Origin of the sequence: Thermus thermophilus HB8, from assembly GCF_000091545.1 — a bacterium.
GTDB classification, from domain to species: Bacteria; Deinococcota; Deinococci; order Deinococcales; family Thermaceae; genus Thermus; species Thermus thermophilus.
Map to the genome: position 1 here is coordinate 305,518 of NC_006461.1, position 14,708 is coordinate 320,225.

Below are 14,708 nucleotides of genomic sequence, written 5' to 3' on the forward strand. Positions count from 1 at the left end.
TCCTTAGGGCATGGAGGTCCAGCTCCGCAGGGCCCGCCGCGCCATGTACCTCCGCCTCGCCGCCTGGCACGCGGGGCCCCTGGGCCTCGCCTGGGCGGGGCGGCCGGAGCTCGCCCCCCGCTACCCGGAGGCCTACGCCCGCTGTGGCGGGGCCCCGGGGCTGGCCTGCGCCGGCGTGGGGGGGGAGCCCCGCGTCTGCCTGGTCCGCCGCCTGGAAAGGCTCGCCCGGAGCGCCGAGCGGGGCGGAAGGCGGCGCCGCGCCCAGGAGAAGGCCTTGGTGGAAGAGCTTCTCCTCTGCGTGGGCCACCTCCAAAAGGAGCTTCCCCCCGAGTTCCTTCCCCTCCTCGAGGCCACGGAAAAGGCCCTGCGCCAAGACCTGGACTACCTCCGAAGCGCCGCCTCAGCGCCCCTTTCGCCCGAGCAGAAAGGCCAGGACCAGGGACAAGGCCCCTAGGCCGAAGGCGGCGAGGCTTGGGGCCTCCAGGGCGAACCGCTTGGGGCGCAAGGGCCTGAGCACCCCCTCCTGGTAGGCGGCCCTTGGGTCCTCGGGGCGGAGGGCGAGGACGTCCACCACTGGGGGCATGCCCAAGGGGGCCCCCAGGACCCAGGCCCCCCCTTCCGGGGAAACGGGGCGCAGGTACCAGGGGGCGAAGGGGTCAAAGAGCCCCACCGCCCCGTAGTAGCCGTACTCCCCCGGGGGAAGGCCTGTGGACCAGACCACCCACTCCCCCTCCCGCCAGGCCCCCACCGCCTCCCTCTTCCCCTCGGGGCTTTTCCGCTCCACCCCGAAGCCCGTGACCACGAAGGCCGCCTCCCACCCCTGGCCCGGGGGGGTGCGGAGGCCGGGAAGAAGGGCCTCCTCCCCGCCCGGGGCGAGGTCCAGGTAGACCAGGGCCGTGGCCAGGCTGAAGCCCAAGGGCCCGCCCAAGGGGTTGGGGTAGCGGGCGAGCCGCAGCTTGAGGACGAGCTCCCCCTCCCGAACCTCCCCGGCCAAGGCGGTGAGGTCGGCGTACCCCTCCCCGGCCTCCCGGTAAAGGGCGGCCTGGGGATAGAGGTAGGCGAGGCCGTGGGCGTCCCCGAGGGGGTCTTGAAAGAGGAACAGCACGGGCCCCTTTATACCAGCTTCAGCACCGCCCGCGCCAGCTTCTTGGGGTCGTGCTGGGCAAGCTCCCCCGCCTCGCGGAAGTCCCCCTCCAGCACCCGCACCCCGTCCACCCTGAAGGGACGGGGGTCGTAGGCCACGGGGTGGCGCCCCTCGGCGGCGTAGCGCCGGAGCACCGGCTCGGGGATGGGGGCGGTGTGGACCACCACCACGTCCGGCCTCCGCCCCAGGTGGTGGGCCACGGCCTTGTAGTGGTCGTAGGCGGTGTACCCGTCCGTCTCCCCGGGCTCGGTCATGAGGTTGACCACGTAGACCACAAGGGCCCCCGACCGCCGCACCGCCTCGCGGATGGGCCCGGGGAGGAAGCTGGGGATGACGCTGGTGTAGAGGCTCCCAGGCCCCAGAAGGACGAGGTCCGCCCGGCGGAGGGCCTCGAGGACCTCCCCCATGACCACGCTGGGCTCAGGCTCCAGCCCCACCTCCCGTACCCGGCCCCCGGCCTCCCTCAAGGCCACCTCCCCCACCACCCTCCGCCCGTCCTGGAGGCGGGCGGCGAGGCGCACCGCCTGGGGCGTGGCGGGCAGGACCTGGCCCCGAAGGTTCAGGATGGCGTTGGCCTGGCGCACCGCCTCGGCGAAGTCCCCGCTCGCCTCGTACAGGGTGACGAGGAAGAGGTTGCCGAAGGTGTGGCCGGAAAACTCCCCCCGGTGGAAACGGTAGGCAAGGAGGCGGGGAAGGGCGGGGTGGTCGGAGAGGGCGGCCAGGCAGTCCACCAGGTCCCCCACCGCCGGGAGGCCGTAGGCGAGCCTGAGCCGCCCCGTGGAGCCCCCGTCGTCCGTGACCGCCACCACGGCGGTGAGGTTGGCCGTCCCCTCCTTGAGGCCGGAAAGGGCCCGGGAAAGCCCCGTCCCCCCCCCGAAGGCCACGACCCTAGGCCCCCGCTCCAGCCGCCTTCGGACGTAGACCCGTTCCGGCACCTCCTCGGGCCGGGTGAAGGCGGAAAGCATGCTCCGGTTCATGGCCCGCACCCCGAGGACCAGAAGCCCCCCACCCAGGGCGGCGACCCCCCAGGCGGCGAGGGGCGGCAGGGCGGGCAAGGGGAGGGCCTGGCCCAGCCCCCAGGCCGCCATACCCACCCCGAGGCCCGCCAGGGCGGCGTAGCGCTTGACCCGCATCCCGGGGTGGAGCCAGCGCCACGCCGGGTGGGCCCACACGCCCCTACCCTTCCCGCTCCACATCCCGGTGCACCACCTCCACGGCGAACCTGCCGGAAAGCTCCTCCGCCAGGCGCTCCGCCACGGCCACGCTCCGGTGCCTTCCCCCGGTGCAGCCCACGGCCACGGTGTAGAAGGCCCGCCCCTCCGCCCGCGCCCCTTCGGCCGCGAGCCCGGCCACGGCGAGGAGGGCCCGGTAGTAGGGCTCCGCGGCCTCGGAAAAGACGTAGCGCCGGACCTCGGGGTCCAGGCCCGTCCGGGGCCTGAGGGCCGGGTCGTAGTGGGGGTTGGGCAGGGGGCGGACGTCCAGGACCAGGTCCGCCTCCTGGGGGGGGCCCCACTTGAAGCCGAAGGAGACCAGGCGGAGGAGGAACCCCCCCTCCTCGCCCAAAAAGCGGGCCAGGGCCTCCTTGAGCCCTCGAGGCGAGAGCTCCGAGGTGTCCACCACCAGGTGGGCCCGCCCCCTAAGGCCCGCCAGGGCCCGCCTCTCCTCGGCGATCTCCCGCATCAGGTTCCCCGCCCCCAAGGGGTGGACCCGGCGGGTGAGGTTGTAGCGGCGGAGGAGGACCTCGGGCCGGGCCTCGAGGTAGACCACGGTGGGCCGCAACGCCTCCAGGACCTCCTCCAGGTCCTGGAAGAAGGCCAGGGCCCGGGCGTCCACCACCACCCCCACCCGGGCGAGGCCCCGGGCCGCCGCCTCCTGGAGGAGGGGGAGCCAGAGCCTGGGGGGGAGGTTGTCCACCATGAAGTAGCCGAGGTCCTCCAGAAAACCCCGGGCCGTGGTCTTGCCCGCCCCGGAGAGGCCCGTGAGGACGAGGAAGCGCATCTACCTGACTATACCTGGCCGAGCCGGGTCCCCGGGGCCACGCCATAGCCCCGGGCCCAGTCGGCGGCGGGCATGGCCCGCCTTCCCTCGGGCTGGACCTCCAGGAGGAGGAGGAGGCCCGAGGCCGTGCCCACCACCACGCCCTCCGGCCCCACCCGGGCCACCACCCCGGGCTCCCCTTCCCCGGGCTCGGGGCGGAGCCTCAAGGCCTTGACCCGCTGGCCCCGGTGGAAGAAGTAGCTCCCGGGCCAGGGCTGGACGGCCCGGTGGCGGCGGTAGAGGGCCTCGGCGCTCTCCCCGAAGTCCAGCCGTCCCTCCTCCTTGGAAAGGGGCGGGGCGTAGGAGGCCTCCCCTTCCTGGGGCCTGGGGGTGAGCTCCGGGAGGCGCTCCAGCACCTCAAGAAGGAGCTCCACCCCCTTGTCCCTGAGCCGGTTCCCCAGGGCCACGGCGTCCTCGTCCGGCAGGATGGGCGTCCGCCAGACGGCGTAGAGGGGGCCGGTGTCCAGGCCCTCGTCCAGGCGCATGATGGAGACCCCGGTCTCCCGTTCCCCGGCGAGGAGGGCCCGCTGGACGGGGGCCGCCCCCCGGTACTTGGGGAGGAGGGAGGGGTGGAGGTTGAGGAAGCCGTGTGGGGGGATGTCCAAGGCCTCCTTGGGGATGAGCTTCCCGTAGGCCGCCACCACCGCCACCTCGGGCGCGGCCTGGCGCAAGGCCTCGAGGAAGGCCTCCTCCCTAAGCCGAGCCGGGCGCAAAAGGGGAAGCCCCTCCGCCTCGGCGTAGCGGGCCACGGGGCTCGGGGCGGGCCTCAGGCCCCGGCCCTGGGGCTTGTCGGGCTGGGAGACCACCAGGACCACCTGGTGGCGCTTCCGTAGGGCGTCCAGCACGGGGACGGCCCAGAGGGGGGTGCCGAAGAAGGCCACCCTCATCCCTGGGAAAGCTCCTTCAGCAAGGCCCGGGCCTCCTTCTGGAAGCGGACGAGCTCCGCCCGGTTGGCCTCCAGGAAGGCCTCCCGCTTGGGCTTGGGCAGGCGCTCAAAGAAGAGGATCCCGTCCAGATGATCGATCTCGTGCTGGAAGACCCGGGCCATGTACCCCTCGAGCTCCAACACGCGCCCACGGCCCTCCTCGTCCTGGTACTCCACCCGGATGCGCTCCGCCCGGGGCACCTCCTCGGAGTAGAGGCCGGGCAGGGAGAGGCACCCCTCCGTCCCCTCCACCAGCCCCTCCCGGTAGGTGATCACCGGGTTCGCCACCACGTAGACCCGGCGCACGAGCTCCCTCAGGGGCCTCTCCTCCTCCCCCTCGGGCTCGTCGGCGTACTCCACCGCCACGAAGAGGCGCTGGGAGAGGCCGATCTGGGGGGCGGCAAGCCCCACCCCCTTGGCCTCAAACATCGTCTCCAGCATGTCCTCCGCCAGGCGCTTAATCCCCGAGAAGTCCTCCACGGGCCGGGCCTTGCGGCGGAGGACGGGGTCTCCGTAAAGCCGGATGGGGTAGACCATCCTTGCTATTCTAGCGCAACCCGCACCCGAACCGGTCCCAGGGTCTGGACCCCCGGGGGGAGGTCCGGGGCCACCGCCACCTCCACCTCCCCCGGGCCCAGGGCCTCCTGGAGGGTGGCGGCCACGCCCGCAAGGCCCTCCAGGGCCTCCCGCGGGCCCACGAGGCGCACCGTCTTGGGGGCATAGTCCAGGAGGCGGCGCCCCGGGGGGGGCTTGAGGGAGAGGGGCACCTCCTTGAGGAAGAGGGCTTCCCGGCGCTCCACCACCCGGACCCGGTTAGGCCGGAGCTCCACGCCCTCCAAGGGGCCCTCTGGGCCGAAGGGGAAGAGGACCACCTCGTCCCCCAGGTCCAGGCCCACGGCGCTCACGGCGGCCTCCACCTGGCTTTCCGGCCCCACCGCCTCCACGAAGGCGGGGTCGGTGAGGACCCAGGCCCCCTGGGCCAGGACCTCCACGGGGATCTGGCGCTGGGCCTCCACCTCCACCACCACTCCCACCCGGGCGGGCACCACCTCGAGGACCTCCACCCCCTGGGGGGCCGCCACCCGCACCTCCCGCACCACCTCCCCCTCGGCCCCGGAGAGGTCCAGGTAGGCGGAGACGGGAAGGGCCCGCCCCTCCAACAAGGGCGCAGGCCCCCTAAGCCTTAGGAGGACCTCCCGGGGAAGGCCCAGGGCGCGCCGCCCCTCCCCGAGCCCCACCACCTGGAGGGGGACCTTGAGGCTCCGCTCCACCACGGGGGCCCGCTCCTGGAGGCTGTACCAGAGGGCGAAGGCCACGAGGAGGGCCAGCAGGAAGGCGGGCCAGTCACGCATCCCGCACCACCTCCTTCAGGCGCGCCCGCAGGGCCTCGAGGGAGAGGGGCGGGGAGAGCCTCCCCCCCTCGGCCACCCGGATGGCCCCCGTTTCCTCGCTCACCACGATGACCAGGGCGTCGGACACCTCGGAGAGGCCCAAGGCGGCCCGGTGCCGGGTGCCGAGGCCCATGCCCACCTCGGAGAGGGGGAAGACGCACCCCGCGGCGAACAGCCTCCCCTCCCGCACGATGGCCCCCCCGTCGTGCAGGGGGGTGCCCGGGTAGAAGAGGGTCTCCAAAAGCCGGGCGGAAAGCCGGGCGTCCAGAACCTCGCCGCTCGCCGCGTACTCGCCCAAGGGGGTGCGCCGCTCCAGGGCGAGGAGGGCCCCGTGGCGCCGCTCGGCCAGGCGGCGAAGCCCGAGGAGGAGCTCTTCCATCTCCAAGGCCACCGGGGGGGGCCTAAGCGCCCCCTGGCCCCGGCCGAGCCGCTCCAGAAGCCCGCGAAGCTCAGGCTGGAAGACCACGATGAGGGCGAACGCGCCCAAGGTGGCGGCGTTCCCCAGGATCCAACTCAGGGTGGAGAGGCCGAGGAGGCTCGCCAGGAACCAGGTGGCGAGGTAGATCAAAACGCCGCGGACGAGGTTCAGGGCCCGGGTGCCGGCGAGGATGCGGTAGAGGGAGTAGAGGAGGACGCCCACCAGGAAGATGTCCAAGAGGTCGCGCCAGGTGAGGGACATGGCTCAGACGAGGCTCGTTCCGGGGCCGTCCCAGGCCAGGCCGAAGAGGCGGGCCCAGGTGGCCCCGAGGTCGGCGAAGGTCTCCCGGGTGCCGAGCTCCCCCTCCACCCCCGGCCCCACCCAGAGGAGCATCCCGTACTCCCGGGTGTGGTCGGTGCCGAAGAAGGTGGGGTCGTTGCCGTGGTCCGAGACCAGGAAGAGGTGGTCCTCGGGCCCCAAGGCGGCAAGAAGCCTCGGGAGGAAGGCGTCCAGCTCCACGAGGGCCCTCCCGTACCCCTCGGGGTCGCGGCGGTGGCCGTACTTGGAGTCAAAGTCCACCAGGTTGGTGAAGACGAGGCCGGAAAAGGGCTCCCCCATGAGGGCCAGGGTCTTCTCCAGGCCGTCTCGGTTGTCCTTGGTCTTGACCTTCCGGGTGAAGCCGCGCCCCGCGTAGATGTCGGGGATCTTCCCCACCCCCACCACCTCGAGGCCCCCCTCCTTGAGGACGTCCAGGACGTTCCTCGGGGGCTCCAGGGCGAAGTCCTTCCGGAGGTGCTCCAGCCGGTAGAACCTCCCCGGCTCCCCGGCGAAGGGCCGGGCGATGACCCGGGCCACCTGGAGCTCGCCCACGAGCCTCTCCCGGGCCACCTGGCAAAAGCGGTAAAGCTCCTCCACGGGGACCACGTCCACGTGGGCCGCCACCTGGAAGACGCTGTCGGCGGAGGTGTAGACGATGGGGTAGCCCGTCTTGAGGTGGGCCTCCCCGTGGTCGCGGATGGCCTCCGTCCCCGAGTAGGGGCGGTTCAAAAGCCACCCTCCCACCCCGATGGCCTCGGCCCACTCCCGGAGAACGTCCTCGGGAAACCCGTGGGGAAAGGTGCGGAACGGCTTTTCCAGGTGGATCCCCACGAACTCCCAGTGCCCCGTGGTGGTGTCCTTGCCGGGGTTCACCTCCCGCATGCGGCCGAACCCGCCCCGGGGCCGCTCGGCGCGGGGCAGGGTGTGGACCCCGGGGACCCGGCCGAGGCCGAGGCCGGCCAGGTGGGGGAGGGCGATCCCGGTCTTCAGGACCGTGTGGTCCAAGGTGTCCGCCCCCTCGTCGCCGAAGAGGGGGGCGTCGGGCAGGTAGCCCAGGCCCACGGAGTCCAAAACGATGGCCACCGCCTTCAAGACCTGAGGCCCCCCTCGTCCTCCTCCTCCTCCTCGGCCAGGGCCATGAGCTCCTCCGGGGCCATCTCGGAGAGGGCCCGCACCGCCTGGAACTCCTCCACGAGCCCCTGGATCTCTTCCATGGCCTCCTTGAGGGTGAGCTCCCCGTCCTTGTACTCGTCCAAAACCTCCTCTATGGCCTCCAGCACCCCCACCGCGGCGCTCGCCTGGGAGAGGGCCTGGGCCAGCTCGGAAAGCTTTTCCGCCAGGTCCATGCCCCCATGCTACCCCAAAAGCTCGGCGAGCCGGGAAAGGGCCCGGCCGTACTTCTTGGCGAAGGCCCCGTGACGGTAGCTTTCGGGAAAGAGGTCCTTCAGGGGGGCCCCGGAGGCCTTGAGGTCCAGGCCCAGGTTGTAGAGCTGGTCCACGAAGTGGACGAAGCGGAGGGCGTCGTTCTGGTCGTGGAGGGGTTCTAAGCCGCGGAGGTAGACGGCCTTCAGGCCGTCAAAGAGGTAGCGGTAGCGGATGGGGTGGAGCCGCCTCAGGTGGGCGATGAGCTCGGGAAAATCGTCCAGGCTCTTGGGCCTGGGGTCCTCCCGGTAAAGGGCGAGGAGCCTTTCCTCGGGGAGGGGGTCAGGCAGGCGGTCCGGGTCCCGGTGGCGGAAGTCCTCCCCCTCAATCCGCTCCACGGCGAAGCGGCGGGCGAGGCTTTGGATCTGGTGGCGGAACTGCTCGGCGTTGAACCGCCCCTCCCCCAGGGCCCCGGGCGGGGTGTTGGAGGTGGTGGCGACCCTCAGGCCCCGGTCCATGGTGAGGGCGAGGAAGTGGGTGACCATCTGGGCGTTCCCCGGGTCGTCCAGCTCAAACTCGTCCAGGAAGAGGTAGCGGAGCCCGGAAAACCGCCTCGCCCCCTCCCTAAGGCCCAAGAGCCCCAGGGTGTAGGTGAGCTCCTCAAAGGTGAGGAAGGCCTTGGGGGAAGGGGCCTCGAGGTAGGCGGCCACCAGGAGGTGGGTCTTCCCCACCCCGAACCCCCCGTCCAGGTAGATCCCCTGGGGCCCGGGAAGCCGGGGACGGAGGAACCCCCGGGGGCGGTCGTGCACCCAGCGGCGGAGCCGCTCCTTGACCAGGGCCTGGGAGGGGTACCGGGGGTCGGGCCGGTAGGTCTGGAAGGTGGCCCCAAGGAAGCGGGGCGGGGGCACGAAGCCCTGGAGAAGCCGGTCCAGGTCCACCTCGGGGGTGCGCTCCACAAGCCGCATGGCTCTAAGGCTAAGGGCCCGCACCTGGGTCCTGCAACACAAAAAGGGGCCGCACGCGGGTCGCGCGGCACGGGGCGCCCGAAACAAGAGGGCCCCCACCGCGGCGAAAGCCGCTTAGGGCTGCCCCGAGGCGGGGCGGAGGCCCAGGCGCTCCAGGACCATGCGGGTGGCGGGGCTTTTGTTCAGGGTGTAGAAGTGGACGCCCTCCACCCCGGCCTCCAAAAGCTCCGCCACCTGGCGGACGGCGTGCTCCACCCCGATCTCCAGGACGGCCTTGGGATCGTCCTGGTGGCGCTCCAGCTTGGCGAGGAGGGGCCCGGGGATGCTCGCCCCGCAGACCTCGGTGAAGCGGCGGAGCTGGCGGTAGCTGGTGACGGGCATGATCCCGGGGAGGATGGGGATCCCGATGCCCGCCCGCCTCGCCCGCTCCAGGAAGCCGAAGTAGTGGGCGTTGTTGAAGAAGAGCTGGGTGATGGCGAAGTCCAGCCCCGCCTCCACCTTGGCCTTGAAGTGGCGGAGGTCGGCCTCGAGGCTCTCGCTTTCCGGGTGCCCCTCGGGGTAGGCCGCCCCGCCCACGGAGACCCGGTCCCCGTACCGCTCCCGGATGAGGGCCACGAGCTCCGCCGCGTAGCGGAAACCCTCCGGGTGGGGGCGGAAGACCCTTTCCCCTCTTGGGGGGTCGCCCCGGAGGGCGAGGAGGTTTTCCACGCCGCTTTCCACGAAGCGGTGGAGGACCTCGGCCACCTCCTTCCGGCTCTGGCCCGCCACGGTGAGGTGGGCGAGGGGGTTGAGGCCGAGGCTCTGGATCCTCTGGGCCCAGGCCACGCTCCTCTCCCGGGTGCTCCCCATGGCCCCGTAGGTGATGGAGACGAAGGCGGGGCGGAAGGCCTTGAGCTCCTCCAGGGTGCGGAAGAGGGCCTCCTCCCCCTCCGGGTCCTTCGGGGGGAAGAACTCAAAGGAGAAAAGCGGGCCCCGCCGCGCCTTGAGGAGGTCCCGTATTTTCATGCGAACGAGTGTAGCCCCCCTCCTCCCCGGGGTCAAGGCGGCCGGGGTACCATGAGGGCATGGTCCAGGTGCCCGAGATCCCCAAGGTGGAAACCGTGGAACTCCCCGCCAAGGAGACGGCCCTCATCGTGGTGGACATGCAGAACGACTTCGCCCACCCCAAGGGCGCCCTCTTCGTCCCCGACGCCCCCCAAAGCGTCCCCGCCATCCGGCTCCTCCTGGAGAGGGCGCGGCAAGCGGGGGCCAAGGTGGTCTACACCCAGGACTGGCACCGGGAGGACGACCCCGAGTTCCAGATCTGGCCCCGGCACGCCGTGGCCGGGACCTGGGGCGCGGAGATCCTGGAGGAGCTTAAGCCCGAGCCCGAAGACCTCGTCATCCGGAAGGTCCGCTACGACGCCTTCTACGGCACCCCCTTGGACCACTACCTGCACCTCTTCGGGGTAAAGCACGTGGTGGTCACGGGGACGGTGGCCAACATCTGCGTCCTGCACACGGCGGGGTCCGCGGCCTTGCGCTGGTACAACGTGGTCCTTCCCGAGGATGCCACCAGCGCCCTCACCCCCTTTGACCTGGAGGCCACCTTGCGCCAGGTGACCTTCCTCTACCAGGGCAAGGTCACCCGGGCCGAGGGGGTTCGGTTTGTTTGAGCACCCCGTCCTCGCCGCCTTTTACCGGCGGCACGGCCCCGCCCCCTTCGCCCCCAACCCCTTTCCCCAAAGGCCCCCCTTCCGCGTGCTCGCGGAGAGCGTGGTGGCCCAGCAGCTCTCCACCCGGGCGGCCGCCCGCCTCGCCGAGCGCCTCTTCCGCCTCGTCCCTCCTACCCCGGAGGCCTTCCTCGAGGCCCCCTTGGACCTCCTGCGGCAGGCGGGCCTCTCCCGGGCCAAGGCCTTGGCCCTGAAAGACCTCGCGGCCAAGGCCGAGGAAGGGCTTCTGGACGGGCTTGACCGCCTGGAGGACGAGGCGGTGGTGGAGCGCCTCACCCGCGTCCGGGGGGTGGGGCTTTGGACCGCGGAGATGTTTTTGATGTTCGGCCTGGGAAGGCCCGACGTCTGGCCGGTGCGGGACCTGGGGCTTCGCCGGGCCGCGGCGCGCCTTTTCGGCGTGGCCCCCGAGGCCCTTCCCGCCTTCGGCGAGGCCTTCCGCCCCTACCGGAGCCACCTCGCGTGGTACCTATGGCGAAGCCTGTCCTCCCCCTAAAGGAGGCCCCGGCCTCGGGCGAGGTGGCCCTCCTCCGCCTCCTCGAGGCCCGGGGCCAGGAGGTGGTCCCCACCTGGGTGGTGGACCTGGAGGCGGAGTTCTACCGCCTGGCCAACCTCCCCGAGAGGATCACGGCCCTCTTCCAAGGGGTCTTCGGCGTGCGCATAGACGAGGAGCGCCTCCTGGTGGCGGCGGAGGAGGCCCGGCGGGCGGTGCGGGAAAGCTACCTCCTCCCCGAGCGGGCCGAGGCCTTCCTGGAAGCCCTAAAGGGGCGCGGGCCCTTCCTCCTCCGCTACGCGGGGGAGGCCGAGGGGGAAAGGGCCTCCACCCCCCAGGAGGCCCTCTTCGCCCTGAAGCGGCTTTGGGCCCGGCGCTTTGAGGTGGAGGCCATCCTGGAGCGCTACCCCGCCCTCCTGCCCCCCTTCACCCCCGTCCTGGTCCAGGAGGTGGCGGGGGAGGTGGCGGAGGACCCCTTCCTCTCCCTGGACCTCTCCCGGGCCCTGGGACGGGAGGTGGTGGCCTACGCCTGGGCGGGGAAGCTCGTGCGGGTAGAATCCCCCCATGGTGGATAGCCACGTCCACACTCCCCTCTGCGGCCACGCGGAGGGCCACCCCGAGGCCTACCTGGAGGAGGCGCGGGCCAAGGGGCTTAAAGGCGTGGTCTTCACCGACCACAGCCCCATGCCCCCCTGGTACGACCCGGAAAGCCGGATGCGCCTCGAGGCCCTCCCCTTCTACCTCCTCGCCCTGGAAAGGGTGCGGGAACGGGCCCAGGACCTCTACGTGGGCATCGGCCTCGAGGCGGACTTCCACCCCGGCACCGAGGGCTTCTTGGCCCAGCTCTTGCGCCGCTACCCCTTTGACTACGTCATCGGGAGCGTCCACTACCTGGGGGCCTGGCCCCTGGACCACCCGGACCACCAGGAGGAGTACGCCTGGCGCGACCTCAAGGAGGTCTTCCGGGCCTACTTTCAGGAGGTGGAGAAGGCGGCCCGAAGCGGCCTCTTCCACGCCATCGGCCACCTGGACCTCCCCAAGAAGTTCGGCCACCGCCTCCCCGAGGAGGCCCTTTTGGAGCTCGCCGAGCCCGCCCTAAGGGCCGTCGCCGAGGCGGGGCTCTTCCTGGACGTGAACACCGCCGGCCTGAGGAGGCCGGCGAAGGAGGTCTACCCCGCCCCCGCCCTCCTCAGGAGGGCCCGGGAGCTCGGCATCGGGCTCGTCCTCGGCTCCGACGCCCACCGCCCGGAGGAGGTGGGCTTCGCCTTCCCCGAGGTCCAAGCCCTCCTCGCCGGGCTCGGTTTTCGGGAAGCCTACTACTTCGTGGAAGGAAGCCCCGTGGCCTACCCCTTGTCCAGGGCCTCGTAGACCCGTTTCCGCTCCCGGCCCAGGTCCAGGTCCTCCCGGCTTCCCCCCGCCGCCTCGTAGGCCCGCACCGCCTCCACGAGGCGCAGGAAGGCCTCGGCGCAGGGGTCGGGGGCCGGGGCCTCGTACTCCATGAAGGTCACCCGCTCGTACTCGGGGCCGTACTCCTCCACCTCCGCCTCCACGCAGCGGCGGTAGGCGGAAAGGGCCTCGTCCACGGCGATCCGGGCCTCTTCCAGGCGCATGCCCTCACCTCTCCCCAACATTTTAACGCCCAGGTTTGTTGCGCGCCGCAAACCGGATCCGGTGGGCGGGGACCGGCCCCTCCTGGAAGCGCTCCTCCTTCCAGGGGTCCCCCCGCCAGTGGTAGCCCAGCCGCTCCCAGAAGCCGAGCTCCAGGTGGTCCAAAAGCACGATGCGGCGCACCCACTTGGCGCTCTTCCAGGCGTAGAGGTGGGGCACGAGGAGGCGGACGGGGCCTCCCCTTTCCGGGGGGAGGGGCTTGCCGAAGAGGGTGTGGGCGAGGAGCACGTCCTCCCTAAGGAGGTCCTCCAGGAGGAGGTTGGTGGTGTAGCCCCCGTAGCTTTCCACCAAGGCGGCCACGGCCTCGGGCCTGGGGCGGGCCTCTTCCAGGAGGTCCCGCGTCCGCACCCCCTTCCAGGTCACGTCCAGGCGGCTCCAGCGGGTGACGCAGTGGAAGTCCCGGGTGAGCTCCACCTGGGGCCGGGCGAGGAGGTCCTCGTAGGTGAGGACGAGGGGCGTTTCCACGAGTCCCGTGACCTCGAGGCGCCACGCCTCCTTGGCGACCTTTGGGGTCTCCCCGTAGGTGAGGATGGGGAAGCGCTCCGTGACGAACTGGCCCGGGGGCACGCGGGGGTCCATACGCTCAGGATAGCCCCAAACCCCGAGGGAGAAAGCGGGCCAGGTCATACCCGTTCCCGGGGAGGCCGTTTTGGGGGATCACCGGCTCCGGTAGAGGAGGACCCGCACCTTCTCCAAGGTGACGAGCCCCTCCCGCACCATCCCGTCCAGCACGGGGAGAAAGGCCTGGATCTTCTCCTCCGTGTCCACGATCTCCACCACCACGGGGAGGTCCTCGGAGAGCTGGAGGATCTTGGCGGTGTGGATGCGGGAGTGGGCCCCAAAGCCCATGAAGCCCTTGAGGACCGTGGCCCCGGAAAGGCCGCGGCGCCGGGCCTCGAGGACGATGGCCTCGTAAAGGGGCCTCCCTTCATACCGGTCCGACTCCCCCAGGAAGACGCGGAGGAGCAGGGCCTCGCCCTCCAAGCGCATGCCCCTAGCCTACCAGGGCCCCGCCCAGGCGGTAGCCCAAGAAGGCGAGGAAGAGGCCGAGGAAAAGGCTCCCAAAGGCGTAGAGCAAGGCCTTCCCCACCTCGCCTCCCTGGAGGAGGGCGAGGGTCTCGTAGCTCAAGGAGGAGAAGGTGGTGAACCCCCCTAGAACCCCCACGGCGAGGAAGAGCCGGGCCTCGCCGGAGAGGGCCCCTTCCAGGGAGAGGCGGAGGGTGAGGCCGATGAGGAAGCTCCCCAGGGCGTTGACGAAAAGCGTGCTCCAGGGAAACCCCGCCCCCAGGCTTCCCTGGACCAAGGCCCCGAGGCCGTAGCGCAAAAGCGAGCCCAACGCCCCGCCCAGGGCCACCAGGAGGTATCGCTCCACCCCCAAAGTATATTGGGGCCATGAAGCCCAAGACCCTCTCCCCCATCCTCACCGCCAAGGGGGTACGGCTCGCCATCGCCGTGGGCCGCTTCAACGAGCGGGTGACCAAGCTCCTTTTGGAGGGGGCCCTCGAGGCCTACGCCCGCCTGGGCGGGGACCCCGCCGAGGTCCTGGTGGCCTGGGTCCCCGGCTCCTTTGAGCTTCCCCTGGTGGCCAAGCGCCTGGCCCAAAGGCCCGACGTGGACGCGGTGGTGGCCCTGGGGGCGGTGATCCGGGGCGAGACCCCCCACTTTGAGTACGTGGCGGGCCAGGCGGCGAGCGGCCTCATGCAGGCCATGCTCCAGACGGAGAAGCCCATCGTCTTCGGCGTCCTCACCACCAACACCCCCGAGGAGGCCCAGGAGCGCGCCGGGGGCAAGGCGGGCAACAAAGGCGCCGAGGCGGTCTTCACCGCCATTGAGATGGTGCGCCTTCTGGAGGCTATTTCCCGGTGAAGAGGGCGCGGGCGTAGCGGAGGTGGAGGTAGAGGAAGCAGCCGAGGCAGAAGCCGAAGGCCAGGTTGACGAAGGCGAGGAGGGCCACGAGGAGGGCGAGGGCGTAGCCCAAAGGCTTCAGGCCGAGGAGGAGGGCCAAGGAGGCAAGCCCCAGGAAGACCGCCCCCAAAAAGCGGGCGAAGCGGTGGGGCCTCGGGTCCTCGTCCACCATCTGCGGGGGAACCCGGAGGAGGCGCTTAAGGACCGCCATCAGGTCCAGGGGGGTGTGCTGGCTCGCCATGAGGAGGAAGAGGAGGTAGACGAGCCAGGGCAGGTCCAGAAGCGCCGCCAGGGGCAGAAGGAGGACGAGGAGGGCCTGGTTGAAGCGGAGCTGGTTCCGGTCCGTCCGCATGCCCCCAATATACGCCTGAGC

The 14,708-nt window shown here is 71.5% G+C and carries 22 protein-coding genes; 6 read left to right on the forward strand and 16 right to left on the reverse strand.

Annotation, left to right across the window (positions count from 1 at the left end; all coding sequences use genetic code 11):
• The first annotated feature begins 10 nt into the window (after nucleotides 1-10).
• Nucleotides 11-454, forward strand: a complete 444-nt coding sequence (locus TTH_RS01670) for a hypothetical protein (RefSeq protein WP_011227855.1) — start codon at nucleotides 11-13, stop codon at nucleotides 452-454.
• Here the strand turns inward: TTH_RS01670 and TTH_RS01675 are convergent.
• The 11 genes from TTH_RS01675 to metF form a co-directional block, all read right to left on the reverse strand.
• Complete coding sequence (locus tag TTH_RS01675) at nucleotides 401-1,105, reverse strand: glucodextranase DOMON-like domain-containing protein (RefSeq protein WP_011227856.1); 705 nt, start codon at nucleotides 1,103-1,105, stop codon at nucleotides 401-403. The two genes, TTH_RS01670 and TTH_RS01675, sit on opposite strands and share 54 nt — an antisense overlap.
• Nucleotides 1,106-1,113: 8 nt before the next feature.
• Complete coding sequence (locus TTH_RS01680; protein ID WP_011174031.1) at nucleotides 1,114-2,340, reverse strand: gluconeogenesis factor YvcK family protein; 1,227 nt, start codon at nucleotides 2,338-2,340, stop codon at nucleotides 1,114-1,116.
• Nucleotides 2,321-3,142 carry an RNase adapter RapZ gene (rapZ, locus tag TTH_RS01685; RefSeq protein ID WP_011227857.1) on the reverse strand — a complete coding sequence of 274 codons (822 nt, stop codon included), beginning with the start codon at nucleotides 3,140-3,142 and terminating at the stop codon, nucleotides 2,321-2,323. The genes TTH_RS01680 and rapZ overlap by 20 nt, the downstream gene beginning before the upstream one ends.
• A gap of 8 nt (nucleotides 3,143-3,150) precedes the next feature.
• Nucleotides 3,151-4,068 (reverse strand): methionyl-tRNA formyltransferase, encoded by a 918-nt coding sequence (gene fmt, locus TTH_RS01690; RefSeq protein WP_011227858.1) that lies wholly within the window; start codon nucleotides 4,066-4,068, stop codon nucleotides 3,151-3,153.
• Nucleotides 4,065-4,643, reverse strand: a complete 579-nt coding sequence (gene def / locus TTH_RS01695; protein ID WP_011174028.1) for a peptide deformylase — start codon at nucleotides 4,641-4,643, stop codon at nucleotides 4,065-4,067. Before def ends, fmt begins: the two co-directional genes overlap by 4 nt.
• A gap of 5 nt (nucleotides 4,644-4,648) precedes the next feature.
• Nucleotides 4,649-5,458, reverse strand: a complete 810-nt coding sequence (locus tag TTH_RS01700; protein ID WP_011227859.1) for a YbbR-like domain-containing protein — start codon at nucleotides 5,456-5,458, stop codon at nucleotides 4,649-4,651.
• Complete coding sequence (gene cdaA, locus TTH_RS01705; protein WP_011227860.1) at nucleotides 5,451-6,176, reverse strand: diadenylate cyclase CdaA; 726 nt, start codon at nucleotides 6,174-6,176, stop codon at nucleotides 5,451-5,453. The genes TTH_RS01700 and cdaA overlap by 8 nt, the downstream gene beginning before the upstream one ends.
• Before the next feature lie 3 nt (nucleotides 6,177-6,179).
• Nucleotides 6,180-7,325 carry a phosphopentomutase gene (locus TTH_RS01710; RefSeq protein WP_011227861.1) on the reverse strand — a complete coding sequence of 382 codons (1,146 nt, stop codon included), beginning with the start codon at nucleotides 7,323-7,325 and terminating at the stop codon, nucleotides 6,180-6,182.
• Entirely contained in the window at nucleotides 7,322-7,579 is a 258-nt protein-coding gene (locus TTH_RS01715) for a hypothetical protein (protein WP_011174024.1), read from the reverse strand. The genes TTH_RS01710 and TTH_RS01715 overlap by 4 nt, the downstream gene beginning before the upstream one ends.
• Before the next feature lie 9 nt (nucleotides 7,580-7,588).
• Nucleotides 7,589-8,560 (reverse strand): AFG1/ZapE family ATPase, encoded by a 972-nt coding sequence (gene zapE, locus TTH_RS01720; RefSeq protein ID WP_164926026.1) that lies wholly within the window; start codon nucleotides 8,558-8,560, stop codon nucleotides 7,589-7,591.
• A gap of 114 nt (nucleotides 8,561-8,674) precedes the next feature.
• On the reverse strand, nucleotides 8,675-9,565 hold the full coding sequence (gene metF / locus TTH_RS01725) for a methylenetetrahydrofolate reductase [NAD(P)H] (protein ID WP_011174022.1): 891 nt from the start codon (nucleotides 9,563-9,565) through the stop codon (nucleotides 8,675-8,677).
• A gap of 59 nt (nucleotides 9,566-9,624) precedes the next feature.
• On the opposite strand from metF, the gene TTH_RS01730 reads away from it, so the two are divergent.
• The 4 genes from TTH_RS01730 to TTH_RS01745 are packed head-to-tail and all read left to right on the forward strand — an operon-like array spanning nucleotide 9,625 to nucleotide 12,130.
• A complete protein-coding gene (locus TTH_RS01730; RefSeq protein ID WP_011174021.1) occupies nucleotides 9,625-10,215 on the forward strand; it encodes a nicotinamidase in 591 nt (196 codons plus the stop codon).
• Nucleotides 10,208-10,765 carry a DNA-3-methyladenine glycosylase family protein gene (locus TTH_RS01735; RefSeq protein WP_011227863.1) on the forward strand — a complete coding sequence of 186 codons (558 nt, stop codon included), beginning with the start codon at nucleotides 10,208-10,210 and terminating at the stop codon, nucleotides 10,763-10,765. The genes TTH_RS01730 and TTH_RS01735 overlap by 8 nt, the downstream gene beginning before the upstream one ends.
• On the forward strand, nucleotides 10,741-11,337 hold the full coding sequence (locus TTH_RS01740) for a hypothetical protein (protein ID WP_011174019.1): 597 nt from the start codon (nucleotides 10,741-10,743) through the stop codon (nucleotides 11,335-11,337). Before TTH_RS01735 ends, TTH_RS01740 begins: the two co-directional genes overlap by 25 nt.
• The gene (locus TTH_RS01745) at nucleotides 11,327-12,130 is read left to right on the forward strand and encodes a histidinol-phosphatase HisJ (RefSeq protein WP_011227864.1); all 804 of its coding nucleotides are present in this window, start codon (nucleotides 11,327-11,329) and stop codon (nucleotides 12,128-12,130) included. Before TTH_RS01740 ends, TTH_RS01745 begins: the two co-directional genes overlap by 11 nt.
• Here the strand turns inward: TTH_RS01745 and TTH_RS01750 are convergent.
• From TTH_RS01750 to crcB, 4 genes are read right to left on the reverse strand one after another with little or no spacing between them, the layout of a single operon-like run.
• Nucleotides 12,106-12,372 carry a hypothetical protein gene (locus tag TTH_RS01750; RefSeq protein WP_011174017.1) on the reverse strand — a complete coding sequence of 89 codons (267 nt, stop codon included), beginning with the start codon at nucleotides 12,370-12,372 and terminating at the stop codon, nucleotides 12,106-12,108. The two genes, TTH_RS01745 and TTH_RS01750, sit on opposite strands and share 25 nt — an antisense overlap.
• A 22-nt stretch (nucleotides 12,373-12,394) precedes the next feature.
• Nucleotides 12,395-13,057, reverse strand: a complete 663-nt coding sequence (locus TTH_RS01755) for a sulfite oxidase-like oxidoreductase (RefSeq protein ID WP_011227865.1) — start codon at nucleotides 13,055-13,057, stop codon at nucleotides 12,395-12,397.
• Nucleotides 13,058-13,087: 30 nt separating this feature from the next.
• Nucleotides 13,088-13,420: a DUF190 domain-containing protein gene (locus TTH_RS01760; RefSeq protein ID WP_008634053.1), complete on the reverse strand. Its 333-nt coding sequence runs from the start codon at nucleotides 13,418-13,420 to the stop codon at nucleotides 13,088-13,090.
• A gap of 4 nt (nucleotides 13,421-13,424) precedes the next feature.
• Nucleotides 13,425-13,802: a fluoride efflux transporter CrcB gene (crcB, locus tag TTH_RS01765; RefSeq protein ID WP_011227866.1), complete on the reverse strand. Its 378-nt coding sequence runs from the start codon at nucleotides 13,800-13,802 to the stop codon at nucleotides 13,425-13,427.
• A gap of 20 nt (nucleotides 13,803-13,822) precedes the next feature.
• Here crcB and ribH point away from each other — a divergent pair, with 20 nt between their 5' ends.
• Nucleotides 13,823-14,296: a 6,7-dimethyl-8-ribityllumazine synthase gene (ribH, locus tag TTH_RS01770; protein WP_008634050.1), complete on the forward strand. Its 474-nt coding sequence runs from the start codon at nucleotides 13,823-13,825 to the stop codon at nucleotides 14,294-14,296.
• On the opposite strand, the gene TTH_RS01775 is transcribed toward ribH, so the two are convergent.
• On the reverse strand, nucleotides 14,283-14,687 hold the full coding sequence (locus TTH_RS01775) for a DUF4395 family protein (RefSeq protein WP_011174014.1): 405 nt from the start codon (nucleotides 14,685-14,687) through the stop codon (nucleotides 14,283-14,285). The two genes, ribH and TTH_RS01775, sit on opposite strands and share 14 nt — an antisense overlap.
• Nucleotides 14,688-14,708: the final 21 nt, after the last annotated feature.